15 protein-coding genes and 3 pseudogenes are annotated in these 26,116 nt (G+C 39.7%); 5 read left to right on the top strand and 13 right to left on the bottom strand.

What is annotated here, in order from left to right; translation table 11 throughout:
• Nucleotides 1-4: 4 nt before the first annotated feature.
• Nucleotides 5-5,824: a PAS domain S-box protein gene (locus tag HCR01_RS14010; RefSeq protein WP_193196780.1), complete on the bottom strand. Its 5,820-nt coding sequence runs from the start codon at nt 5,822-5,824 to the stop codon at nt 5-7.
• Between the two features lie 285 nt (nt 5,825-6,109).
• Nucleotides 6,110-6,274 (bottom strand): phage holin family protein, encoded by a 165-nt coding sequence (locus tag HCR01_RS38645; protein ID WP_320073117.1) that lies wholly within the window; start codon nt 6,272-6,274, stop codon nt 6,110-6,112.
• 1,051 nt (nt 6,275-7,325) lie between these two features.
• Here HCR01_RS38645 and HCR01_RS14000 point away from each other — a divergent pair.
• Nucleotides 7,326-7,712 (top strand): hypothetical protein, encoded by a 387-nt coding sequence (locus HCR01_RS14000; protein ID WP_193196779.1) that lies wholly within the window; start codon nt 7,326-7,328, stop codon nt 7,710-7,712.
• A gap of 236 nt (nt 7,713-7,948) precedes the next feature.
• On the opposite strand, the gene HCR01_RS13995 is transcribed toward HCR01_RS14000, so the two are convergent.
• From HCR01_RS13995 to HCR01_RS13960, 8 genes are all read right to left on the bottom strand, one after another.
• Nucleotides 7,949-9,079, bottom strand: coding sequence for a site-2 protease family protein (locus HCR01_RS13995; protein ID WP_193196778.1), 1,131 nt, complete (start codon nt 9,077-9,079; stop codon nt 7,949-7,951).
• A 185-nt stretch (nt 9,080-9,264) separates the two neighbouring features.
• A complete protein-coding gene (locus tag HCR01_RS13990; protein WP_193196777.1) occupies nt 9,265-9,735 on the bottom strand; it encodes a TspO/MBR family protein in 471 nt (156 codons plus the stop codon).
• A 110-nt stretch (nt 9,736-9,845) separates the two neighbouring features.
• Entirely contained in the window at nt 9,846-10,634 is a 789-nt protein-coding gene (locus HCR01_RS13985) for an ABC transporter ATP-binding protein (RefSeq protein ID WP_193196776.1), read from the bottom strand.
• 24 nt (nt 10,635-10,658) lie between these two features.
• Nucleotides 10,659-11,609: a branched-chain amino acid ABC transporter permease gene (locus HCR01_RS13980; protein WP_193196775.1), complete on the bottom strand. Its 951-nt coding sequence runs from the start codon at nt 11,607-11,609 to the stop codon at nt 10,659-10,661.
• Nucleotides 11,610-11,628: 19 nt separating this feature from the next.
• The gene (locus HCR01_RS13975) at nt 11,629-12,231 is read right to left on the bottom strand and encodes a Uma2 family endonuclease (protein ID WP_193196774.1); all 603 of its coding nucleotides are present in this window, start codon (nt 12,229-12,231) and stop codon (nt 11,629-11,631) included.
• 14 nt (nt 12,232-12,245) lie between these two features.
• The gene (locus HCR01_RS13970) at nt 12,246-13,196 is read right to left on the bottom strand and encodes a branched-chain amino acid ABC transporter permease (protein ID WP_193196773.1); all 951 of its coding nucleotides are present in this window, start codon (nt 13,194-13,196) and stop codon (nt 12,246-12,248) included.
• A 6-nt stretch (nt 13,197-13,202) separates the two neighbouring features.
• Nucleotides 13,203-14,444 (bottom strand): ABC transporter substrate-binding protein, encoded by a 1,242-nt coding sequence (locus tag HCR01_RS13965; RefSeq protein ID WP_193196772.1) that lies wholly within the window; start codon nt 14,442-14,444, stop codon nt 13,203-13,205.
• Nucleotides 14,445-14,572: 128 nt separating this feature from the next.
• The gene (locus HCR01_RS13960) at nt 14,573-15,841 is read right to left on the bottom strand and encodes an FAD-dependent oxidoreductase (protein ID WP_193196771.1); all 1,269 of its coding nucleotides are present in this window, start codon (nt 15,839-15,841) and stop codon (nt 14,573-14,575) included.
• Between the two features lie 378 nt (nt 15,842-16,219).
• Between HCR01_RS13960 and HCR01_RS13955 the strand changes: the two genes are divergently transcribed.
• The 4 genes and pseudogenes from HCR01_RS13955 to HCR01_RS13940 all read left to right on the top strand — a co-directional run bounded on the left by HCR01_RS13955 (nt 16,220) and on the right by HCR01_RS13940 (nt 22,018).
• Entirely contained in the window at nt 16,220-16,963 is a 744-nt protein-coding gene (locus HCR01_RS13955; protein ID WP_193196770.1) for a pentapeptide repeat-containing protein, read from the top strand.
• 266 nt (nt 16,964-17,229) lie between these two features.
• Nucleotides 17,230-18,702 (top strand): pentapeptide repeat-containing protein, encoded by a 1,473-nt coding sequence (locus HCR01_RS13950; RefSeq protein WP_193196769.1) that lies wholly within the window; start codon nt 17,230-17,232, stop codon nt 18,700-18,702.
• A 675-nt stretch (nt 18,703-19,377) separates the two neighbouring features.
• Nucleotides 19,378-20,685, top strand: a complete 1,308-nt coding sequence (locus tag HCR01_RS13945) for a pentapeptide repeat-containing protein (RefSeq protein WP_193196768.1) — start codon at nt 19,378-19,380, stop codon at nt 20,683-20,685.
• 229 nt (nt 20,686-20,914) lie between these two features.
• A pseudogene (locus HCR01_RS13940) lies at nt 20,915-22,018 on the top strand (TRAP transporter substrate-binding protein).
• A gap of 1,013 nt (nt 22,019-23,031) precedes the next feature.
• On the opposite strand, the pseudogene HCR01_RS13935 reads toward HCR01_RS13940, so the two are convergent.
• From HCR01_RS13935 to HCR01_RS40780, 3 genes and pseudogenes are all read right to left on the bottom strand, one after another.
• A pseudogene (locus HCR01_RS13935) lies at nt 23,032-24,373 on the bottom strand (TRAP transporter large permease).
• Nucleotides 24,357-24,936: pseudogene (locus tag HCR01_RS13930) on the bottom strand (TRAP transporter small permease subunit). Before HCR01_RS13930 ends, HCR01_RS13935 begins: the two co-directional pseudogenes overlap by 17 nt.
• Before the next feature lie 84 nt (nt 24,937-25,020).
• Complete coding sequence (locus HCR01_RS40780) at nt 25,021-25,230, bottom strand: hypothetical protein (protein WP_193196997.1); 210 nt, start codon at nt 25,228-25,230, stop codon at nt 25,021-25,023.
• Nucleotides 25,231-26,116: the final 886 nt, after the last annotated feature.

Genomic DNA, 26,116 nt, shown 5'->3' with positions numbered 1-26,116 from the left:
GCGATTACTGAATCGATGCTCTAGTTAACTCCATAATTTTCTCAAACTGAAAGTTATGAGTTAAATCTATTAAATAGTTGTTCAATACAGTATTTTCTGAGGGTATTTGCTTAATCAATTCTAAAATTAAATAATCGCTGCATTGGGCGGCGGCATTATACATCTTTGTTAGCCATTCAGATGACATTTGAGATAACAGAGGAACTAAATCTGTAGAATTCAAAATTGGTTCTTCTTGTGGCTTTGGATTAGATATTTGATGACTATCTTGGGAATAAATATATTGTAAACCTAGATATTCGCTCAATTTTTCTAGTAGTTGTTCTTCTCGGAAAGGCTTGTTAATAAAATCATCACAACCTACTTTCATCATTGCCTCTCGCTGTTCTTCAAAAGCATTGGCAGTTAAGGCAATAATGATGGTATTGGCACGTTGTAATTCTTCACTATTTCCTTTTTCTCTAGATTTAATAATTTTTGTGGCTTCGTAGCCATCCATAACAGGCATCCGCATATCCATTAAAATCAGGTGTGGTTGCCATTTCTGCCAAAGAGCGATCGCTTCGATGCCATTTGCAGCTTCCTGGGTTACAAAGCCAATAGATGTTAATAGTTTAACTACGAATAAACGACTGTCTGTAACATCATCAACCACCAAGATGCGATATTCTTTTTGCTCTGGTGCTAAACCAATAATTTGGCGTTGAGTTTGTTGAGTCTGAATTTCGCTAGCTAAAGCTAGACTAATTGGAATATCAAAAGTAAATTTACTTCCCTCACCTACTGTGCTGGTGACGATAATATCTCCTCCCATTAGTTGCACGTATTTGCGGCTAATTGCTAAACCCAGTCCCGTTCCCTGTTGGGATTTTCTGCCGGTTTCAGTTTGCCCAAAAGCTTCAAACAATAAGTCAATTTCTTGGGGAGCAATACCGGGGCCGGTGTCTTGTATCTCGAAGAAGAGATGAGGTAGTGGAGGAGTGGAAGAATAATCTTGAATTGCTTCCCTCTCCTGTTGTCCTCCTTGCTCTTTCATTTCCACTCGCAATGTTACCCTTCCAGTTTCGGTAAATTTGATCGCATTTCCTAGTAGATTGAGCAAGACTTGACGTAGTTTACTTGCGTCAGCTTGCATGTACCTAGGAAGGTTTGAAGTGTATTCAAATACTAAATGTAATCCTTTGGAGTTAGCACGGAAGTGTAACATCTCTTCGAGGTTTTCTAAGAGGCGAATGAAGTCAAAATTATTGACATTCAATGTTATTCTCCCAGCTTCGATTTTTGACATTTCTAGAATGTCGTTGATTAAGTTAAGCAGATGTTCGCCAGCACGATTGATGATTGCTAAGTTTTGCTGATGTTCTGTGGATAGAGAATGCTCATGGCTCATCACTTGGGTAAAACCGAGGATGGCATTGAGTGGCGTACGTAGTTCGTGGCTCATGTTGGCAAGAAATTCGCTTTTGGCGCGGTTAGCAGCATCAGCAGCTATAACAGTTTCTTGTAATACTTGTGATTGTCTTTGCGTTTTTGCGAGTAATTGTGCTTGTTGCAATGCAACTCCCAACTGATTGCCAATTTGAACTACGATGTTGATTTCTCCTGGTTTCCATTGGCGGGAACCAGAATTTTGATAACTTGCCAGTAAACCCCAAAGTTGATTACCACATAAGATGGGGACAATAATATAAGCTTTTGCCTGAAAGCGCTCTAAGAGATTGATGTAACAAGGATGAAACCCAGCTTTGTAAATGTCTGGGACACAGCAGAAACTTGTACCTTGTGTGAATATACTACTTTGGGTTATTTGCAGGTCAGAATTTTGCTCTTGGTTATTTGCGTTATTCAAAATTTTCGCTACGCAACAACCATCTTCTAAAATACCTTCTGTGAGATTAGGGTCATTGTTGTGTTCTTCTATCAAAGAAATCCAACCATTCCCCACTGACTCAGAGACAAATTCCCCACTCCAGTAAGGATTGAAACGATAAACGACGACCCGATCGCAATTAAGTACTTGGCGTAATTCTTGGGTTGTAGCAGCAAATATAGTTTCTAAATCCAAGGTCTGGCGCATCCTTTGAATTACTTGGGCGATCGCTTTTTCTCGTTCTGCACTTTCACGCAAAGCTTCTTCAGCCAGTTTTCTCTCGGTAATATCTGTTACTGTACCGATGTAACCTTTAATTTCCTGATCATCGCCAATTTCTGGTAAAGCTTGAGTAATTACCCAGACAACTGTGCCATCAGGATGCAAAAAGCGATGCTCAAATTTAAATGGTGCTTTTCTGATTGTTGCTGCTTCATATCCTGATTGAAGTATGCGATCGCGGTCTTCTGGATGTATAGCATTTACCCAACCTTTTCCCAGAGAATCTGCTTCGGAAAGTCCAATAACTTCAGTACAGCGCTGATTCAAATAGAAGCAATTGCCATCAGGATCAGCGTGGAATATGCAAACTGGTGAGGCTTCTGCTAAAAGTTGATATCGCTGCTGACTGGACTGTAAAGCTAATTCTGCCAGCTTGCGATCGTTGATGTCTGCCCAATAACCAACGCACTCCATAGGATTACCCACTTCATCACGGATTAACCTCACCTGGTCGTAGAACCAGTGATAAGTTCCATCGGCGTGTAACCACCGATATTCGTAGGAACTGTACTCATGCTCATAAAGCTCCGATAATTTTCCTAAGACAAGTTCAACATCTTCTGGGTGAATGCGGTGGAGCCAGAAACTAGAATTATTGAGAAATTCCTGGGCTTCGTAGCCAACCATTGCCTTAATGTTCTCACTGATAAAAGTAGTGCCGAAATCTCCTGATGTTTTGCAGCTATAAATGACTACAGCACTAGAGGTAAGCAGATATTGTAGGCGTTCGTTGGCTAAGCGCAGTTCTTTTTCGACGCGTTTACGTTCGCGCAAGGCTGCTTGCAGTTCGCTAATTTCTACCATCACTGTACCCACACCAGAGGGGCGATTATCCTCACCGGGAATCGGAAAATAAGAAATTAGGAAGTGGCGGATAATATCCGGTTGATTGGGTGATTTGCCGCTCAATTGCCGATTGAGAATGGGTTGACCAGTCAACATAACTTGTTGATAGATTGGTTCGACTAAAGATGCAATGTTGGGTAAGACTTCATGGATAGTTTTGCCGATATGATCTTTTTGGGGTTTTCCATTAATCTGCGCCAGTAGTTCGTTGATCTGCACAAACCGCAGTTGATTATCTAAAATGTTCATACGCACAGGAGCACTGCTGAAAAAGGCATTGAGGCGGGCCTCTCTTAGCGCCAGTTCTCGTTCTAGGGTTTTGCGATCGGTGATGTCTTTGTGTGTACCTGTCATTCGCAAAGGCTTACCCCGATCATCGCGTTCAAAAATCTGACCGCGAGACTGAATCCACTTCCACTCACCAGAGGAGCAGCGCATCCGAAATTCCACTTCATAAATGGGGCTAGCACCTTGGAGATGGGCGTTTAAGGCTGAATTGACTGCGGGACAGTCTTCTGGATGTACCAGTTGCTCAAAGGCTTGCTGATTTTCCTCAACTTCATGTTCTGCGTACCCCAGCATTTTTATCCACCGCCAGTCACGATAGATTTTGCCAGTGCGGATATTCCAATCCCACAACCCCAAATCGCTAGCTTCTAAGGCGAGATGCAAACGTTCTTCGCTTTGTTTATGGGCGGCTTCTACCTGTTTGCGCTTAATCATCCCACCTAACTGGACAGCAACAGCACCTACTAACATCAGCAAGCGTTTATCTATTGGAACTGAGCTGCGTTTAAAAAACACCAAAATAGCCAATACTTGGTTCCCAGACAGTATGGGAACGCCAAAACCAGCTTTTAATCCTACTTTTGTGGCTTGTGGCGATCGCAAAAAAGTTGGCTTTGTAACTTGAGAAACATCCTCTATCCATTCTGGTTTCATAGTCTGCCAAACTCGTCCTGGTAGCCCCACCCCTGGAGGAAATTTGACATTTTGGCTTTGGCGGCAAAATTCTTCTAAACTATCTTGTTCACCGTACCAACCCAAACTATGTTCTAAAACAGTGCCATCTGCACTAGGTATCCATGCTTCGCCAAAATCCCAGCTGATGGTATGACAAATTAACCGCAAGACTAGGGTTAAAGCACTGTTTAGATCTATGGCGCGAGTAATGGCTTGGGTTGTCAACAGCAGTAAACGGCTTTCATTTTCAGCCTGCTTGCGCTCAGTGATGTCTTTAGCTGTACCTAGTACATATTGTTGCCCATCAATCTCGATCATTTCTGCACTCAGCAGCGTTGTTTTGATCTCTCCATTGGAGGTGCGAAAATCAACCTCATGGTTGCGAATGGCTTTGGTCTGTTGGAGGATTTGGGTCAGCACAGCACACTGCTCTCGATTTACCCAAATATCCAATTCTTTATGGGTGCGACCGATGACTTGAGCACGAGAGTAACCAAAAAACCGACAGAAGCTATCGTTAACTTCGGTGTAGCATGTTCCTGGGAAAGTGGACAGGGAAATCGGGTCAGGAGATGATCTAAAAGCCGATGCTAATTTTTCTTCAGAAGCGCGTCGTGCTGCTTCTGCGCGTTGGTGTGAGCATGCTTCCAGCACCAAAGATACTAAATTGCTTGAGGAACGAGCAAAATTCTGGTCTTCTAGCGTCCAATGATGAGTAACACCTACCTCTTCCAGGCACAAAACTCCTACAGTCTTTCCCCCCACTCTGATGGGAGTATCGAGCAGAGAAATGATACTTAATGGAGTCAAATAAGACTCAGAAAATTCTTTGGTTCTGGGATCGGTGTATACATCATCTACGGTGATTAGTTGGTCTTGCTGTAAAGCTTGAAAATACGCTGGATAGTCTGCCGCTAAGAGATAAAATCCTTCGCTATGTTGGTTGCAACTCTGTTCAAATAGATCTAGGCACTGGAGATTAATACCTCTTTTGTCATATAGCCAAATACTGGCTCGCTCAACTCCAACAGTTTTAGCACCTGCTTCTGTGATTTCACTCAAAGCTGCTTTCAAGTCGCCCTGATAAAGCACCTGCTTTTTTGCCAATTGCGTTAGCGCTAGGTTATGGTTGCGGAGCTTAATGGTACTTTGTTGTAGGGCTTGTTCTACCTGTTGGTGTTCTGTGATGTTACCAACTAAACCCTCTTGATTGCGTAAGGCGATCGCCACCATCAAATCAAGAGTAGTACCATCTTTGAGCAATGGAATTTTATAATTAATTTCTCTGGGCAGATGGCTGCGGTCAAGTTGTTTTTGCAGAGCTTCCTCGCCGAGTTGGCAACTGCTAATATCTGTTAAAATTGATTCTATTTGTTTGTTGCGAGTATTCAACTCAAATGCAACTCTTTGCCGCTCTTGAATCTCCCTTTGCAGTTGGGCATTTTGTTCTTTTAACTGTTTTTTCAACTTTTGGACAGTGAGTTGATTATGTATGCGTAGTAAAACTTCTTGAGCCTGTAATGGTTTAGTAATATATTCAACAGTATCTAATTCAAAAATATTTACTTGTTTAGCTATTTCATCTAAATTGTTCAGAAAAATTATCGGAATATCTTGAGTTTTCTGGTTAGCTTTTAAATGTTGATAAACTTCATAACCATCCATTTCTGGCATGATCATATTAAGCAAAATCAAATCAGGGAGAAAATTTAGCACAGTGCTAATTGCCATCTGCCCCGAAATGAGTTTTTGAACCTGATAACCTTGATGTTGGAGGATACCTGATAAAGAATGTAAATCTTCTGGGCTGTTATCAACTAAGAAAATTTTTATCTGCTGAAAATCCATTGCCATATCAACCATTGAGTGAGTTTTCAATCAGAGATAAATTTTTGATTAAACGCGAAGATGAGTAGGGGGAAGCGTTCATAAATATAATTTACACATAAATATCAACTATCTTGCTTAAAATTAAGTTGTTACTCGTTTTATTTACATAACTATGTGTTATGACTCTCAGAGGATCTCTGAAAAGCTAGATAATGGTATACTTTGTCATTCTGAGTGGAGCAAAGCGGAAGGAAGAATCTCTTAGCCGTAGTGCGATCATACGCTTTTCCAAAACAGTCACAGGTAATTGTTTAAGCCTCATCTTAAACGAAAATTCTCTACTAAATAAGTCGTTAATGCAAAAAATCCTGGATTTATAATCAAGAAAAATAAATCCAGTGTTAAGTAGAATGAAGGTAGATCAAAAAAAGCGGGTATGAAAAGCAAAATCGCATTTAAAAGGCCGAAAACAGCAGTAGAAATTGCCGTTTATCCAAAACTATCAATTTCAATTCCCAAAGTAATAGACCTCTTGCATAAATGCTTAAAATGTCATGTTGAGCGGAGCGAAACACCTGTGAGATTCATTCTGAGCGGAACCAAGGCGTAGCTTGGCTTTTGCGTAGGGGTACTCTCCACTGCGTTCCTTACCCTGCGGGAACGCTACGCGAACAGAATGACATGCCTAACTGTTTGACTTTTGCAAGAGATCTAATCTAGAAATAATCAAAAAGCTAATACTGTTAATTAACAAAGTCAGGAGTATACCAAACATAATAACTCCTCAACCTATTTATCTATATGATTAGATAGTTCAATGATACTTTAACTTTAGATTCAGCTTAGATAATAAATATGATTGAAAAGTGACATATATTTGGTTAAATAGGTAGGTATAATTAAATATAAAAACATCTTAGTTCGTAGTAAGCGATTCATCGCTCAAAACAAGGATGATTAGGACTAAAGTCCTTACTACAAACTTTAATTTTTTTACGCCTAGCTACTTAATAAGCATCAATTAATCTGAAAATGCTTATATATTTTAACATAATTTAGCCAATAATCTCGTATATTATAATCTATTCCCTTAGATATATATCTGTAACTAACTAAGCAAAACTCTTGGCAGATATGCCTAAAGTTTTATTTTGCTAAACCTATAATTAAAAGCTTGTGAATATCAACCTCCGAAAATTTACTCTAGTGTCTTTGAGTAAATTAAAAGACAGTCTAATACACTTAATCTATCGACATACTTAAATTACCCATCTTTCTTAATATGTATATCTATGACATGGTGATTTTATAATTTGGAATGAGATAAAGTAAAATCTAGCACTGTGAATATTTTGCTAAGTTTAGTTGCTTGGAAAGTACCTAAAGATTATAAACGAAAAAATTAGATTCTGTGCAAAATTGTAATTATGGGAAATTATTAATATGTTATATATTTATTTTCCAAAATTACCACTTATTTTCTTGACCAAACCAAAATTAAAGCGACAAAAATGTATAACCAAAGGTAAATAATATGTATGTTGATCAAACCCTAAAAAGAAATGTAATAAACCAGAGAAATTTGCATCAATTAAGCCAGAATGAAGTCAAAAGGGAGCAAACACAACCGAATGAATTAACTATCCACGATGTAGTAATATCTTTGTCTCCTCTTGGTTTTATTTTTGGTTGGGTAATTTTTTTTATTGCTTTGCGAAAAATCAGGACATTTTTAGACAACAAAATGGTTTTTACTATCAAGGGCTTAGATAAAGTTCCTTGTAAAAACTGTAAATTTTATTCAAACAATCATTATCTCAAGTGTGCAGTCAACCCTTCGATTGTTCTGACTGAAGAAGCAATGAATTGCTCTGAGTACTCACCTACTAAGAGCAAATTCACTTCAAAAAATCTGTTTTAAGAAAATAGTAGTTATTAAGCTGATTGCAAGTCTGCTAAGTATAAAAATTTAGCTTGTATGAAGCGGCTCCAGCATTTCAAAACTTGACATAGAGCGATAAATCGCTCACTACTAACAAAAGTTTTATTTTACATTTAATGATATCTACTTAGTTGCAAGCAGCATAAAATTGTTTGTCGCGGTATTTCAGCATGGTCAGGTTTGTACACAACAAGGTGATAATTTTGTCCATCTATTTATCCCATCTGTCTGCCTAAGTCTCGCTGTCGCTGTAACCAACTTGCTACATCATTGGCGGTGATGATGCCTTTGAGTGAACTATTTTGAGTCACTAGCACGCGACGAACTCCTGACTCTTGCATTTTTTCTAATACCTGAGACATTTCTTCTTCTGGACGGGCAGTAACTTCTTTGTCTGTGGGAATCATCGTGTCTTTCACGGTACGATATACCCATTCTTCTCGCGGGACATCTTTGACCTGATTTAAGGTAATAATCCCTATAGGATGGCTATCTTGAGTCACTGGAAAAGACTGATAGCGACGACTGAGAAAATATTTATCTACTAAATCTTGTAGCGTTAGGTCAGCATTTACCGTTTCTGGGTAGGGAGTCATAATTTCCCGTGCTTTTACTCCTTCAAGAGTTGTACGAACCAAAATTTCTTCGTAGCTAGCTTCTGCGGCATTGTATAGGAACCAACCAATCAAAATCAACCAAAGTCCACCCAATAGGGCAGAACCAAATAATTCCCAGAAACCAAGAGCAATTAGTAAATAAGCCAACCATTTACCACCATTAGAAGCGATTTGAGTAGCCTTTTTTTTGTTACCAGTATACTTCCAGAGAATTGAGCGAAAGACGCGACCACCATCTAAAGGAAATCCAGGTAGCATGTTGAAGATGGCGAGGATGAGATTAATAGAAGCGAGGTAAGAAGTGACGCCAGTAACTACAACACTCCATCCAGCATTTCTGCCTATAAACCAAATCAAGCCAAAGAAAGCAGCAAGCACCACACTGGTGAGAGGCCCAATTATGGCAATCTGGAACTCGTCGCCGGGATTTTCGGCTTCCATGCGAGTGCGTGAGACACCACCAAAGATAAATAGAGTGATGCCCTCAACAGGAATGCCTTTATTCCTAGCTACAAAGGAGTGAGAAAGCTCATGAGCAAGCAGTGAGGCGAAAAACAGCAGCGTTGCTACTAGTCCCATGCCAAAATAGGTGGCACTGGAAAGCCCTGGATAGTTGGCCGGAAATAAACCTGTACTTAAAGTCCATAGGACGAGGAAGACTATTAATAGCCAAGACAAGTCGATTCGGATTTCAAATCCGAAAATAGAACCTACTCGAAAACCTTGCATATATTCCTCTTTTTCTAGAGCGGTTTCTGTAGAGTGGGAATTAGATGATGGGTGCTAAATCACCAAAAGCATAGAAAAATCTAATCGTTGCTTCCTCTGGCAAACGATAGATGTTAAGGCTTGCAAGCATTAGGTTTAGCTGCCTGAAGATATACCCATAACATTTGATTATGCAAGTTTTTTACTTAAGATACGCCCGGATTGAGTTGAATTAATAGCCAAGTCAGATAAGTGCCGATAGGGCCCCAGAGAGCATAGGGCAAAAACAGCCAGGAGGCTTTTTGAGAAATAGGCTTAACCAGAAAAGCCAGGATGTATACCAAAACTGTTGCTAGGCCGCCAACAATCAGTCCTCCTGTTAGGCTACGAAATTCAACTACAATGGGGCTGTAAACTGAGGTTAGCAGGGCGATCGCTGCATAGATACCCATTAAGTACCAAGGATGTGAGCGTTTTGAGCTTCTTTCCCACACGATGATTGCTGAGATTGTGGCACAAGCCCAAACGAAAATCCAGATGAATGGAATGAGGAATTCAAAAGTCAACCAGTTGGGACGTTGTAAGTTCTGAAACCAGGGATCGCGCAGTGATGTTAATAAGCTACCGCCAAAAAACAGTGCTGCCGAAACTGCTGTGATTATCCATCTAGCTTTCACAAAAGGTTCCTATCAGAGTGGTATTACATCTGTAGTTTAGGCTGGAGTTGCGATCGCCGCACCTATCTTGAGTCTCTCTTTGCGATGATTTGCTTAATAAAAAAGTGGGTTTATTCATTTCCTAAATAAGCTTCAATTACAGCTGGGTCATTTCTTACAATCGATGGTTTACCCAAAGCGATCAATTGCCCAAAGTCTAATACAGCAATGCGATCGCATAAACCCATTACTAAAGGTACATGGTGTTCGATGAGGATGATTGTTAAATTGAAGCGATCGCGAAGGCTACGGATAAATTCACTGAGTTGCTGTTTTTCGTTGGGGTTCATACCCGCAGCAGGTTCATCAAGGAGTAAGATTTGCGGTTCTAGGGCTAAAGCGCGGGCAATTTCTAAGCGACGTTGATCACCGTAGGGAAAATTTCTGGCTTTTTCTTCGGCGCGATCGCTTAAGCCAATTAAATCTAATAAATCTAAAGCTTTCTGTCTACTTTTAGATTCTTCACTTGGTGCTGGTGGTAATCCTAATAGCCCTGTTAGGATACTACTTTTTGTATGTAAATGTCGGGCGATGATCACATTTTCTAACGCTGATAATTCTCCAAACAAGCGGATATTTTGGAAGGTACGGGCGATACCTAAAGCAGCAACTTGATAAGGATGCAGTTGAGATTCCGCACCGTAATAAAGTAATTTACCGTTAGAAGGTTGAATGAAAGCGGTAATCAAATTAAACAGGGTTGTTTTTCCTGCACCATTAGGGCCAATAAGTCCCAAAATTTCATGTTTATTGACTGTAAAAGATACATCATTGACTGCAACTAGACCCCCAAAGCGGCGAGTCAGTGCTTTTGCTTCTAGAACAGTGTTATTATTAGCTACTGGGATGGTGTACGACATTTTGCATATTAGTTTATGAATAATTCAATTTTGGTTTTTGCTGCTTTGCCTATCTCTAGTTTTGCGTCTTTTAAAAATATCTGGAGTCACCAATCCTTGGGGGAAAAAAATTGTGCCTGTTACTATCAGTAAGCCAAAAATAATTAATCTTCCATCTCGTAAAAACTGTGCTAACCAAGTAGGTAATCCACCTGTATCAGCTAAGTTTCGCAAAATTTCTGGCAAAGCGGTAAATATCATGCCTCCTACTACCGACCCTAAAAAAGTTCTAGAACCACCAATCAATACAAAAGTTAAATATATAATACTGGCATCAAAAGTCCCTTGACGAGCATTCCAAGTGTTGAGAAAGTGGGCACTAATTGCGCCTACAACCCCTGCTAGAATTGCTCCGAGAGTAAAAGCCAAAACTTTGTAATAAGTAGGATTAATCCCCATTGCGCCCGCAGCTAATTCATCTTCGCGAATAGCTATAAATGCCCTGCCTACACGAATGCGTTCTAGGCGGTAAAATAATACCATACTAATAAGAAGTAATGGTAAAGCAATCCACAAATAGCTGATTTGAATGTCGAAAGGTTGAGGAATATTGGGTATGCCGATCGCACCGCCTGTAATATCCAGGTTTAATGATATTACTCGCAAAACCTCCACAAAAGCAATGGTGGCGATCGCTAAATAAATTCCCCGCAATCTCAGCACTGGGATTCCTACTGCTATACCTAAGAAACCACACACTATACCTGCAATCACCATTTCTAATAACAGCAGGGGAATGGGGAATAAATTACCAGCAGGGGTAGCAAAAACAGTAGTAGATAAAATTGCAGCAACATACCCACCAACAGCGTAAAATCCAGGGCTAGCTAAAGATAATTGCCCAGTCATCAATGGCAAATACAGAGATAAACCAAGCAATGCCCCCAATACCATAGAGACAATTAAAGAACCATAAGTTGCAAAAAAATCAGCCATTTTACGCTTTAATAAACTCTTAAGCTGTTAATATTTGCTCTGCTGTCAACGCCAGTTCAGGAAAAGTTCGGGATATAATCTGCTCTGAACCTCCAAACTGTGTACGCTGGTATTTTCCCTCAGCATCTAATAGAAATACAAATACTGCTGCAACTTTTGGATTTCCTAAATACTCTCTTAAGCCAATCGCCAAATAATTGACAATCCAATATTCTGTAATACCTAAACGTTGATATTCATCCAATTTATCAATGTAATCATCTTCCCAATTAGTTGATGTCACTTCTATCGCTAATTGGATAGGTTTTTCAAGTGCAGAGTAAGCAGAACGATTTGAGCGCCATACATCTTTATCTATGACACTTACATCAGGTTTTCGTCCTTGCTCTATTCCTTTATCAGTAATAGTTTTAAATACTGCTGTGTTATTAACTACATAGCTTAAGCTAAGGCGTCTAATTTCATCGTTGAAAACAAACAAGATAAAATTGGCGACATCATCATGATTTCTGGTTGAACGGACTTCTACAGTTTCTCCATCAACAAGTTCATATAAACCTTCTTCTGGACACTGTTCAAGAAACTGCTCAAAAGTTAGTTTCTGTTTTGTGAATGTTGTCATAGCGCTGCGTCTCCTTAAACCTTCTGAATAAACCGCCGTCCTAGCAAACCTTGGGGTCTAACTAATAGCATAATAAACAAAATTCCAAAGGCTACCGCATCTTTAAAGGCAGAGTATTCGCTTGGTACGAAAGCCTCTGCTAATCCAATTACTAAGCCTCCTAGCACCGCACCAGGAATACTACCTAAACCACCTAAGACAATTACTGCTAAACCTCTCAAACCGAAAGCAATACCGAAATATGGCCCGGCAATACTAACACTAGAGGCAACTAAAGTCCCAGCTAATCCTGCTAAAAAACTGCTAATGAAAAATGTTAGGATAATAAAGCGATCAGTATTAATTCCTAATAAACTAGCAGTAGTTGGGTCTTCTGCGATCGCCTGCATTGCCTTACCATACTTAGTACGATTAACAAAATAGGTAATAATTGCCACAAACACCACAGATACAGCAAAAATTACCACCTGTACGCTACGAATGGGAATTGGATTTTCTGGCGTACCAAAGTTAATAGCAGGTGGCAAATTACCGTAAGTATCGGCTGGAAATGTATAACTTTCTGCACCTACTAAATACTGGATTAAGTTCACAATTACCACAGCCACACCCAAGCTAGAAACTACTGTCAGCAAAGGGTCAGAACCTTGACGCCTTAAAGGTTGAAAGGCAATGCGTTCCATTACAACTCCCACAAATCCCGCTAAGGTACTTCCTAAAATCAAGGATATGGCAAATGGTAATTTGACAGGCAAAGCTGCATTAGCTAGCAAGCCGTTAAACCCAAAGTTACCACCCATGAGTGCATAAGTGAAATATGCACCCAGAGCAAAAATCGCACCATGAGCTAAATTAATGATGCCCAAAATTGAGTAAACTAAGGTATATCCTAAAGCAAAAATCGCGTAGATACTGCCGATGGATAACCCATTCAATAATTGCTGCAAAAACAGATTTATAGTCATATAAAACTATTTGAGGAATGTGAATCTGCCCTGAATTTTATCTTTATCAAGTTTGATTTGGGCTACGTAAAAATCTTTCTGTACTACCTCTCCAACTGGTGTAAAACTAATTTCACCTAGTGGTGTGTTGTATTTTCCAGATAATATCTGTTTATTCAATTCTGTTCGTAATTTTGGTAACGGTAATTTATTGATTTTGCTCTTTGTATCTATAGCTTTCAGAGCTTCTACATACACTTGTACCGCAGCAAAAGCTTGGGCGCTGAATTGAGGTGGTTCTTTCTTATATTGGTCAAAATAAGCTTTACGAAAAGTAGCATTAATATCACCCGGATGCTCTGGACTGTAAGCTTGAGCAATCAATACACCATCACAAAGTGCTTTACAAACTGGCAATATATTTGAGGTATTCATACCATTACCGCCAACGATTAAACCTGTATAACCTAGTTCTCGCAGTTGTCGCACTAAGTTACCACCATCAGCCGCTAAGCCAGAAATAATGATTAAATCTGGTTTTGCGTTAATAGCATTAGTAGCTTGGCTTTGAAAGTCTGTGTCACTAGTTTGGAACTTTTGTACTGTCACTAATTGCAGCTTTTGATTTTTAACTGTTTGCTGGAAAATCTCCGTTTCTGACTTGCTAAACGCATCATTTTGAGCGTAAAAAACAGCAACTTGTTTAATTTGTGGGTTCTGCTTCAGCGCGGCTTTGACTGAATTAGGAGCAACAATAGAAACTGGTGCAGAAACACGAGCAACGTAATCACCAATTTCTGGAATATTTTTAGCAGTATTTGATGGGCCAATTACTGGTACTTTTGCACGTTCAGCAACAGGGTCAGCGCTAAAAGCTTGCTGTGATAAAGTTGGGCCTACAATACCAATAACTTTATCTTTATTAATTAAAGTTTGGAAAGCGTTAATTGCTCCTGCTTCATCACCACTTGTATCTTGAAAAACCAGTTTAATTGGAGTACCGTTGATACCACCTTTATCATTAAAATACTTCTCAGCAATTTTGGCTCCAGCAACTTGCTCTTGACCTAATAATGCGACGTTGCTAGTTTGGGCAACGGCAATACCAATGGGAACAACACTGGATGTACTTGTTGTGGCTGTGGTGTTATTTGTAGTATTATTAGCGGTATTACCTGCTGAACTCGTTTGAGTACCGCCACCACAGGCTGTAAGCAACACAGCGCAAGTAGATAATAATGCTGTTGTACGAGCAATAGAGTCTTTCATCGGTAAATAGTCATGTAGTGATTAGACATCTTGAAAAGCTAATAGTGGAGGTAACAATACACGTTTTGCAAGAATTTTATTAAATCATTTTTATTTGACCATGCAAAGACAAAATTTCAAAGTGTTTGTCAACACAAATTATTGTAACTAGCGCTAGAGTGGTTCTTTGGTTTTCTCTGTGGTAAGTTGCTGAAGCGTTTCATGAAGCGACGGTCAATCCAATCTTTCCAACACCACAATAGTTTGTGGGGTGGTAAATTAAAAGTACCCTTTGTTGCGATCGCTCGTTTATCTCCTGTACCAATTAAGCTCAAATATTCTTTCTGTGGTTTATAGGGTTTAAGTGACTGGGCTAATAAAATCCGTTGCAAGTTCTCAAATAAAGGCTTACCTTGTCGGACAGCAAACACCCCAGCTTTTGGACGGGGATGATTTACCATTGTGGCTATGTCACCAGCAGCAAATATGTGTGGATGCGTTTGAGATTGTAAGGTGTCCTCGACCAAAATAAAGCCTTGCTTATCAGTTCTGAGTCCAGATGTTTTTAACCATTCGGGTGCTGATGCTTGTGTTACCCAAAAAATTTGATTGCACTCTACCGTCAACCCAGATTCACACTCAACCTCAAATACTTCTCCATTTCTCCTCTCCATTTGCAAAGAAGAGTTAGGGGTGAGGTTTTTTGGTGTAACTTTACACACAGTTTCCCCAAGATGCAGCTTAATACCTTTTTCGATTAAAATTTGTTGAATTTGATGTCGTACTGATTGATGATATTTCGGCATCAATTCTGTGCCACGCTGAAATAAATGAATTTCTAAATTTGACCTTGATTGTTGCGTTTGAGCCAAAATCCCATGTAATCTAGCTCGTATTGATAGCGCCAATTCCACACCGCCAGCGCCTCCACCCACAATTGCAATACTAATTGATTCTTGGGGATTTTTACTGACAGTTTCAACTAACTTATCCCAATGTTCTAGTAGTTGCGTTACTGGCTTAGCCGCAATTGCATATTCTGCTGCACCTTCTACAGATATTGTGGCCGGAATACTGCCAATATCAATGGACAACACATCAAAATCTACAGCCGGTCTGTTAGCACAAACAACTTTGTTATTTTTTAAATCAAGACCTATTACTGTATCAATATACAACTCTGCTTGAGCAAAGTTTGCTAAGGATTGTAAGTCTATATGACATTCATCATGACTGTAAAATCCGGCAATGTGTCCTGGTAACATTCCAGAGTAGGCTGTATCTAATGTTGCAGTAATCAAAGTTAAACGTACTCCAGGTAATGGTTTCATGCCAAACATTTTCAGGACAATGGCATGGCTATGACCACCACCAATCAGCACTAGGTTCTTAACTATCGGCTGTAAATTTTGTTGCATCTGGACATTCAAAACTGATTCTGAGGCGGGATAACAACGAAGCAGAAGATTGAAAAAATATGGATACTAATCAGGGTTTTGACAAGAGAATTCATGAGTTAGTGCTTGCAATCCAGGATACAAGGATATTTTCAATACAGTTCAGTAATTAAATATAAATAAAAATTTTCATGATCAGCCTCATTTGTCGATGAAGAATGAAGAGTAGTTAATACAACTCATAACTGATGAGCTTAGCGATCGCGCATTATCTATGTCTACTTAACAAAAGTTATTTTTCTCTTTTATTTGTTGCATTATTAGCTATATTTACTAATGTTCATAAATCCATCTTGTATGGAACAATAGCATACACCGCTATATTAAAAAACCGTAAATATGTTGACAGTAATTATTAATGCTTATTGTCTTATGAAAAGTATTTTACTTAAGGATGACAATCTATTATCAAAACTATTCCTTAAGATAGTTGCTGCTCAGGAAAAGGTTAAAAATACTCAATATCAATCCCCGAAAAAACGCTTAAAAATAGCAATTGAACAGTTGGGGAATAATACTATAGAAACCAGCCTGGCTGTAGTTCATGATTTAGAACAAATTGCTCAAAAGCATCCACAATACCATTGGTTGATCATAGACACTCTTACTACTTTTGTGAGAGAAAATTCTCCTTACATGATCCAATTAGAATTAATAAGCAACCCATTAGTAAAAGTTCCTACAGATATTCAAGCAGCTCTTACAGTTATTGGTAGAAGAGATGCAAAAAAAGACCCTAAAGATGAGCAACTTGATTTGAGTCATACTGACATGAGGGGAGCTAATCTGAATAGCGCTAATCTAGAAGATACAAATCTTTACCTAGCTAATCTTTCTGGGGCTAACCTTTCTGGAGCAAATTTAAAGGGAGCAATCCTTAGCGCAGCTAACCTTTGTGAAGCTAACCTTTGTGGAGCCAATTTAGAGGGAGCAATCCTTAGTGCAGCTAACCTAGAAAAAGCAAACCTCTCTGGGGCAAATCTTTATCAAGCAAACTTATATCTAGCTAGCCTGCATGGAGCAATTATTGATAATGCCATATTCAATGGCGCAAACCTTAGAGAAGCCAAATTCTCTGAGTAAGATACTAAATAATATTTTCCTTCATAAACACTTCTTATCTCCTTTGTGGTCTGGGTAAAGGGTAAAGGGTAAGGGGTAATCTCAGTCTTTTACCTTTAGCCGAAAGGTATTGAGATACTAAAAATAATATCAAGCTACTAGTAGATTAGATGCCATCTTAAATTTAAATAAGTCTTTTGAGACGTAGTAAAATTATCAGCTAAATGATATACTGTTTTACCCTAACATCTAAGTAATAATTCTGGATTGTGAGGAATATTTCTGCCATGTCTGCTAATAAGACAGACGCTCTGTTGAATTGGTTAATAGCCATAACAGTTATATTTGCCCTCTCATTGACTGTAATTTTCTTCGCATTGTCCAGTATTAAGGAATTGTCAGTACAGGAAAAAATACAGTACAGAAACCAAGCATTAACAACTACTGCAATAGTTTTCCTGGCATCGGCAGTAATGTTTAATGCTTACTATGCGGCAAAGCGTGCCCAATCCATGCATAAAAATGCGATCGCAACCGAAAAAAACCTGGAAATTGGCATTCAAAATGCCAAACTCAATCAAGATAGGCTGGTTGCAGAGCGTTTTATGGCGGCGATCGCACAGCTTGGACATGAGAAAATCGAAACTCGAACAGGTGCAATTTATGCATTAGAACGAGTTGCTCAGGATTTTCCTAAAGAACACTGGACAATCATGGAAATCCTGACTGCCTTTGTGCGAGAGAATGCATCAACCCAGTCAATGGAGATCCAACAACAGCTAGAATACTCGCCAGCAGTCTACACAAGTAGGCGTAGAGGTGGGCCACGTCCTAGACCATATTCAGATCAGAATCTTCATGAAGAATTACCAAAACTTCGCACTGATATTCAAGCAGCCTTAGCTGTCATCGGACGGCGTAATTCACTCGAAGATCCCAAAGATCAGAAACTTGATTTACGTAATACAGACATTAGGCGAGCAGATTTATTAGGAGTCAACTTCCAACAAGCAGACTTACGCGGCTCTGACCTGAGTGCAGCCGACATGCGTGGAGCTGATTTATCTGAAGCAAACCTTGATGGCGCTAAATTCGTTGGGTCTATTCTCTACGAAGCCAAATTGCGAAAAGCCAGTCTAATTGGAGCAAACCTACAAAGGGCAAATCTCAATCGCACCGATTTCTCTGGCGCAAACCTGCGTTCAGCCAACTTGCAAGCAGCAAGTCTGCGTGCAGCCAACTTGCAAGGGGCAAACCTTTATAAAGCTAACTTGCAACAAGCAACTTTGAAAATCGCTAACCTCTCTGGGGCGAAGCTATTCTTAGCTAACTTGCAAGGAGCAAAGCTTGGTAAAGCCAACTTGCATCTAACAGGTTTAATTGGAGCAAACCTGAATGGAGCAAACCTGAATGGAGCTGACCTTTCAGGGGCAAATCTGAATGCAGCCAAACTTAAGCAAACAGATGTCTATTTTGCTAACCTCTCGGAAGCCAGCCTAACTGAAGCTGATCTATATCAGGCCAACTTCATCGGAGCCAATCTCCAGAGGGCAAACCTCTATCAAGCCAACCTAACACGCTCAAACCTCATGGGAGCTAACCTTTCTGGTGCAAACCTTGGGGATGTCAAACTTGAAGGGGCAGTTTTGACAGGAGCTAAAAACTTAGAATTACACCAGATTACAATGGCACTTGGCGATCGCACAACTCGCCTACCTGATTACATGGAACCACCAACACATTGGCGGCAATCTAGTTAAGTTACCTGAGCATCAATTAGTTACTTGGGCGCATTCTACCGTTTTCACAAAATCCTATACTTTCTACCAAAAATCTCCAGAATTGTTATCGAGATGAAAAATATTCATAATATGCCTGATTTCCTACCAGATTATCTTGAAGCTCCAACACATTGGCACTAATCTGGCTAATTACTTAAACCTCATCGACTTTTCAATCTAGGTAACTAGTAATTGTTAAGATTTATTGCTGGTATTTTGTGATCAGTTATACAAATCTTCTCACCGTTTTAAACTGCGTGGAACATAGATTCTTCATAGAGATGCAACATTTTTGTACGCCCACTGAGTGATGCTGGCAAACGAGAAAGGCTATGTATTTAATTCAACATTTTTTAATATCCAAACTGGTTGAAATACCCGTACTTCCTAAAGTCCTTACCTTGTAGACTTTTTTTAGATAGTTCTGCTACTTCTAGTTACCACATTTGCTATCAAAGGCTTTTTAACTCTGCGAACTTGTCTAATTCATATTGTTTATAGAAATAATTTCTCAGAATCAATAGATAATTATTTATGCAACAGATTTTTTATGGGTGATTTTATCAGTGTTTGTACGGTATCAAATATCGAATTAACCTCATAGGATAAACCTAAATTAACTTACTTAAGGAGTCAGATATGAGGACTCATCACATGTCCTTGATCAAGACCAATGAAATCACAAGTTTGTTGCTAATTATTTCAGTTATATTTATTTTTCCATTAACTTTAACTTACTCATTGTTTTCAGATATCCAAGGAGTATCAAATCAGCAAAAGATAGAATATGTCACTCAACTATTAACAATTATTGCCATAATATTTGGAGGATTAGCCGTTAGCATTAATGCTTACTTTACCTCTAGACTCTCTCTGGGCATGGATCAGAGTGTATTCACGAAACACCTGAATGGGGTGCTAGGTTGGGATAAAAATATTGCAATAGGCGTCAACTACAAACAACCAAATCTAGAAGAATTTGCTCCAGAGCGATTTTCTAAAGCAATTGAACAGTTGGGGAATGAAAAGATTGAAACGCGATTCGCCGCTATTTATGCCTTAGAAAGAATCGCTAAAGATTCCCCCAAAGACCATTGGACAATTATAGAAATACTCGCTGCTTTTATCCGAGAGAATGCCCCAGTCAGACAAGAAGATGAAGACGAGGTTGAGTCGCAGGAATCATCAAAACTTCCCACAGATATTCAAACAGCGCTGACTGTTATTGGACGACGCGATTCACAAAATGATCCCATAAATCAGAAACTAGATTTACGTAATACAGACCTCACTGGTGCAGACCTAATGGATGCCAACCTCTCTAAGGCAATCCTGATAGGAGCTAACTTACAATGGGTCAACTTAATACGAGCAGACCTCTCTGAGGCAGACTTATCTGAAGTTGATCTTTGTGGGTCTATTCTCTATGAAGCCAACCTACAAAAAGCAATTCTTCCAGAAGCAAATCTGCAAGGAGTAATCCTTAGAAAAGCTAACCTCTCTAAGGCCATCCTCAATGATGCCAACTTAGAAGGAGCAACTCTTTATGATGCCAATTTGGAAGGAGCAATTCTTTATAATGCCAATTTAGAAGGAGCAATTCTTTGTGATGCTAACCTCTGCGGAGTAAATTTTGAGGGTAGCAATCTCCAAGAAGCAAACTTGATTGGAAGTAACTTGCAAAAGGCAAAACTGATTGGAGCGAACCTAGAAAATGTCTTACTCAGTACAGCCAATCTGCAAGAAGCCAACTTACAAGAAGCAAACCTGTATGAGGCGAAACTACAAGAGGCAAACCTGACTGGAACTAACCTACTAGAAGCATTCTTGCAAAAAGCGAACCTGTCAGGAGCAAACTTGAGCAGATCTGAACATTTAGAATTAGAGCAGATTGAATTGGCAATTGGCGATCGCACAACTATTTTGCCAGAAAATCTTCAAGTACCCAAACATTGGCGTTAACAAAAAAGCGAAACTTGAATTAAAAATTAAGCTAATTAGTTGGTTAATAGTCTTTTAATAATGGGTGATGGATAATTTTCAATATCCGTTACCCATTACTCTTTTTGTCGCGTCTCCGACTTCGCCTAGATGACATCTATCCTCGTTAACTAATTTCTATCAAGTTTACAAGGTGTTGTTAGGAGCAGTATTAGCTTAAAATCCTAACTACTTTAAATAATTAATAATGATGAAACGCCGAGAGGTTCTCAACACAGCTGCGATCGCCACGGCAACTGCTGCTACCCTAGTTTCTTGTACTCGAACTAGTACATCTCCTAATGTTCAAGCTGGACTGCCAAATATCTGTTGACGGATGGCGACCAGCTGGCCCAAGTCTTTGGGCACTTTTATCGGTGCGAATACAATTGCTAAGCGGGTTGAGGAAATGACTAACGGACGTTTCAAGATTACGCCATTTGCTGCTGGGGAGTTGGTACCAGGATTGCAAGTACTCGATGCTGTGCAAGCCGGGACTGTTGAATGTGGTCACACATCCAGCTACTATTACATCGGCAAAAATCCGGCCTTAGCTTTCGCCACCTCCGTACCTTTTGGTTTAAATGCCCAACAGCAAAATGCTTGGCTTTATCATGGTGGTGGATTAGCAGCTATACAGAAAATTTATACTAACTTCAACGTGATTAATTTTCCTGCCGGCAGTACTGACGCACAGATGGGGGGATGGTTCAAAAAAGAAATCAAGTCTCTTTCTGACCTCAAAAGGTTGAAAATGCGAATTCCCGGATTGGGTGGAGAAGTGATGTCCCGTTTGGGGGTGAATGTGCAAGTATTACCTGGAGGCGAAGTTTATTTAGCACTTGACCGGGGAGCAATTGATGCAGCCGAGTGAGTAGGCCCTTACGATGACGAGAAACTCGGTCTAAATAAAGCCGCGCAATTCTACTATTTCCTGGCTGGTGGGAACCAGGGCCAACTCTAGATGTGTTAGTTAACTTGAATGCTTGGAAACGGCTGCCCAAAGAATACCAGGAAATTTTTTAAGACAGCGACTTTAGAGACTAATTTGAATATGCTCAGTGAATATGATGCTTTGAATGGGGAAGCACTTTCGCGATTGTTGGCTGGCGGTACTAAGCTTACTCCCTACAGCCCAGAGATTATGCAAGCAGCACAAAAAATATCCTTTGAGCTATTCAATGAAAATGCCAACAAAGACGCAACTTTTAAACAAGTTTATGAACAATGGAAAGCGTTTCGGCAGAGTGTGTATAACTGGAATCGCGTTAATGAGTTGAGCTTTGCAAATTTTGTTACAACTAGTAGCACCTGAGCAGTAATTTGGATAATCAAGAAGTTAATTTTGCGATCGCATAATTTATATCCTCATTCAACTGCGATCGTTTACACTACCACATATTGTAATTATTTTATCGGCAGTAGCATTTTTTATTAAAGAAAATTGTCCCTCTCCGAGCCGGAGAGAGACAGAGTTGAACTTTGGTTTAAGGCAAGGAGGTTTAACAAATTGCTAAACTTATGCTTTCAAAAGCAATAAACTTTAATGTCAAAAAAGCTAGTTTTATTAACATTAAAATTTTCTTTTAGAACTAGACTTTGTTGTTGACAACTGAGTGCGGATCTGAAGCTATAGAGCACCGATTCCACGCTGAAATTTTATCTTCCACTAGGCATATTCTTTTTGAAGAACTAGCAGTTTCAGTTACCAGAACCTTCAGCGTTACGGTATACACGTTATTGATGATTTCGTGTCCGTAACCAACTACTTTCCCTACTTGCCCAGTTTTCTGATGTATCACATACTCATCAATAGTAAACATAACGGTAACTGTCTAATTTTCACAGGTTGCAAATAGTGTTTTATATATTATTGATTTTCTTAGAAGTAATAACTTCTTTCTTTTAGTGTATTTAGCGTAAGACCAAAGAAATACTTTAAGTTTAATAAGGGGTAAATAAAAGCTTTTTGAATTCAAAGATTATTGACTAGGACTATGTGGCTTTGAAATTTTATCTATTTGGAAACAAGGAAGTTTTAAATTAACTTTTTCGCCGATTATCAAACATAGATTACCTTGTGAGTTCTTATCAATCATCGACAAGGTAGTCTATCAAGTAAGATAAATTAACTATAGATTAATCTTGCCTTTTTATGGTTCTAACACTGAAATAGCAAATGCATCATTTTAATGCCCACTCTTGTGAATAGAATTAAAATTTACATCTTTCTCCAGGTTACACATACAGACAAAGTTTGATCTGTCCGGTTGCGTACATAGAAACTTAAAAGAATTTATTCATTAGCGATCGCTCATTCCCACATTTTCAACCTGCCAAAGAAGGTAAGAAACTGACAATACCAGGGAAAACAATAATTAATACCAGTACTAATAGTTGTAATAGAATAAACGGTATTACACCACGATAGATATCTGCTGTGGTGACTTCCGACGGTGCAACACCACGCAAGTAAAACAAGGCAAAACCAAAGGGAGGCGTCAGGAAAGAAGTTTGCAAATTTGCTCCCAGTACTACACCGTACCAGATCAGGTCAATGCCTAATTGCTGTGCAACTGGCACAAACAGAGGGATGACAATAAAGGCGATCTCGAAAAAGTCGATGAAAAAGCCGAGAATGAATACCACTGCCATGCTAACAACCAAAAAACCAGTTTTGCCACCGGGAAGATTGGCAAGAACATCAAACATAAATTGTCGCTATTCAATCCCCGGAAGACTAAACTAAAGGCTGTGGAACCAAACAGGATAAAAATCACCATGCTGGTGATTCGCAAGGTGGCATCACAAACTTGACGCAAAGATTCTAAGGTAAGTTTACGGTTAGCACCAGCAAGAGCGATCGCTCCAGCACAACCCACTGCACCTGCTTCTGTCGGGGTGGCAATGCCAAAAAAGATACTACCCAGTATCAATAAAATCAATATCAAAGGCGGCATCATCACCTGAATCACCCGCCTTGTCAAGGCTTTACCACCAATTTCTCGTACTTCGGCAGGCAAAGCTGGTGCTAAATCTGGCTTCAAAAATGCCACAATCAGCATATGTAGAGCAAAAGCGATCGCCATCATCAAACCGGGAATCACTGAACCGAGAAATAAATCACCCACCGATACACCCAACTGATCGCCCAGTACCACCAACACCACACTCGGCGGGATAATTTGTCCCAAACTTCCCGATGCAGCAATCACACCAGTGGCTAATTCTTTGTTATGGCTGTAGCGCAACATAATCGGTAGGGAAATCAAACCCATGGCCACTACCTACTGTCGCCGCTACTACACCAGTAGTTGCTGCCAACAACGCACCTACCAGCGACCACAGCTAAAGCCAGTCCACCCCGCAAGCGTCCAAACAAAATCCCCATCGTTTCTAACAGCCTCTCTGCTATCCCGGATTTCTCCAGCATTGCCCCCATAAAGATGAAGTAAGGGATCGCTAACAGGGTATAGTTTGCCATAATGCCAAAAATCCGCTGTGGCATAGCAGTGAGAAATACTGGATCAAATATACCCAGTCCAATCCCCAGGATTCCAAATGCGATCGCTACACCACCTAATGAAAAGGCTACTGGATATCCCAATGACAGCAACACCAACGCACCCGCAAACATTAATGGCCCCAGCCATTCATAAGCTAGTGTCATCATGTTCCTCCTGGGGTTCTAATCTGCCTTCTCTACGAGACGCTACTCGTAAGAGAATTGCTAAGTTTTTGATCGCTTCAGAAATTCCTTGGAAAATTAATAAGACAAAGCCAATGATGATCATGGCTTTAATAGGATAACGAGGCAAACCACCAGGATCAGATGATGCTTCACGAATTTGCCACGAAGCGGCGATCGCATCCCAAGAAAAGATAATCACTATGATACAGAATGGAATCAGGAAAAATATCGTTCCTACCAAGTCTGCAAGGGCCTGGCGCTGACGCAACCAATTACTGTAAAAAATATCAACACGGACGTGTTCGTTATGCTTGAGGGTGTAAGCTGCTCCCAACAAGAAAACTAAATCAAAAATATACCATTGAGCTTCTATGTAAGCATTAGAAGTGAAATTGTTACCACTAATCCGCCCAAGATATCGTCCGTCCTACAACATTCCACACACCAAGTATCACCATTACTAACACCAGCCAACTAGTAAATCGACCGATGCGTTCAGTGCAACTATCAATAATTATTGATAATCTTAATAATTTCTTCAATGCTTGTCTTGCCTCTTGAAACGCTGTAAAAGTAGTTTACAGCCGAAGGTAGGGATATATAGTCTCTTTCTCTGTTTAATTCTTTCAGGCACCAACATATTTTTCTAAACCCATCTGATGGGATTTACGACCAGCTAACACAGCAGAAGTATAGGCAATAGCAATTAATAAAATCCAGTTAGTGGTTCTACCAAACCATATAAATAGAAATTTTCTATGCATCCATTGTATTATGCTAATAGGCTTGATACCACGTAGCGTAATTAGTCTTCCTGGTTCTGTTTTTAATCCCACACGACTTTCATCCCCACACCAATATGAGTCTATCCCACTAATACCAGAAATGTGACAATTTGCTTTTCAAAACATAAGGGTGTATCACAGTATGGCTGGGCGGTTTGAAAGATTAACGGACTTAGAATGGAGGTTGTTTGAAGATATATTCCCTAAACAACCAGAAAAGCGCGATACCTTCGATAAGCTTCGCTAACGCGGAATGCTACACGCTGCGTTTCGTCATGTGCTTAACAGCTTGCTGTATATACTGATAACAGGATGTCGTTGGTGTGATGTTCCCAGGGGAGAAAACTGGGCATCAAAAAGTTCAGCGCACAGGTGGCTAAAGCGTTAGGAGAGTGATGGAACGTTAGAAAAGTTATAAGCACGAATATTGGGTATTGCAGAAGAAAGAGGATTAATCGACTCGAGTTACGGCGCGGTAGACGGGTCTTGTTCCCCTGCAAAGGTGGCGGTGAAGATGTTGGATAGGTCATAAAGGTAAAGGGATTTTGATACACACGCTCACTGACGGTAATGGTATGCCATTAGCAAACTGCACCACACCAGCCAATGGAAGTGAACGGGAACAGGTTATACCTCTTCTCGACAGTGTATCAAAGTCAAAACTAATAAACTGGGTAGACCACCTACAGCAAATATCAGTTGTTTCTTCCTAGAGACATAGAAACATAAAAATAAAAAACAAAATTTATAAGAGTTGAAGTTGAAACTGATGCTGTGACTTAAAAATTGCCACAAACAAAAAACCTCCCTGAATATCACAGAGAAGCTCTTTGTTATTTCAATAATAAACCTGGCATCGAGCTATTTTTGCGTAGGGCAACCCCTAAACTATCGTGGCCGCAGCAGCGTTTCACCTCTGAGTTCGGGAAGGAATCAG

The sequence above is a fragment of the Nostoc sp. MG11 genome (genome assembly GCF_014904695.1).
Taxonomy (GTDB): Bacteria; Cyanobacteriota; Cyanobacteriia; order Cyanobacteriales; family Nostocaceae; genus Komarekiella.
This window is presented reverse-complemented; position numbering and strand designations above follow the sequence as displayed.

Bases quoted from the DNA above. Each gene is read 5' to 3' on its own strand.
- HCR01_RS14010 (WP_193196780.1), bottom strand. From the start codon at position 5,824: ATGGTTGATATGGCAATGGATTTTCAGCAGATAAAAATTTTCTTAGTT.
- HCR01_RS14000 (WP_193196779.1), top strand. From the start codon at position 7,326: ATGTATGTTGATCAAACCCTAAAAAGAAATGTAATAAACCAGAGAAAT.
- HCR01_RS13995 (WP_193196778.1), bottom strand. From the start codon at position 9,079: ATGCAAGGTTTTCGAGTAGGTTCTATTTTCGGATTTGAAATCCGAATC.
- HCR01_RS13985 (WP_193196776.1), bottom strand. From the start codon at position 10,634: ATGTCGTACACCATCCCAGTAGCTAATAATAACACTGTTCTAGAAGCA.
- HCR01_RS13980 (WP_193196775.1), bottom strand. From the start codon at position 11,609: ATGGCTGATTTTTTTGCAACTTATGGTTCTTTAATTGTCTCTATGGTA.
- HCR01_RS13975 (WP_193196774.1), bottom strand. From the start codon at position 12,231: ATGACAACATTCACAAAACAGAAACTAACTTTTGAGCAGTTTCTTGAA.
- HCR01_RS13970 (WP_193196773.1), bottom strand. From the start codon at position 13,196: ATGACTATAAATCTGTTTTTGCAGCAATTATTGAATGGGTTATCCATC.
- HCR01_RS13965 (WP_193196772.1), bottom strand. From the start codon at position 14,444: ATGAAAGACTCTATTGCTCGTACAACAGCATTATTATCTACTTGCGCT.
- HCR01_RS13960 (WP_193196771.1), bottom strand. From the start codon at position 15,841: ATGCAACAAAATTTACAGCCGATAGTTAAGAACCTAGTGCTGATTGGT.
- HCR01_RS13955 (WP_193196770.1), top strand. From the start codon at position 16,220: ATGTTGACAGTAATTATTAATGCTTATTGTCTTATGAAAAGTATTTTA.
- HCR01_RS13950 (WP_193196769.1), top strand. From the start codon at position 17,230: ATGTCTGCTAATAAGACAGACGCTCTGTTGAATTGGTTAATAGCCATA.
- HCR01_RS13945 (WP_193196768.1), top strand. From the start codon at position 19,378: ATGTCCTTGATCAAGACCAATGAAATCACAAGTTTGTTGCTAATTATT.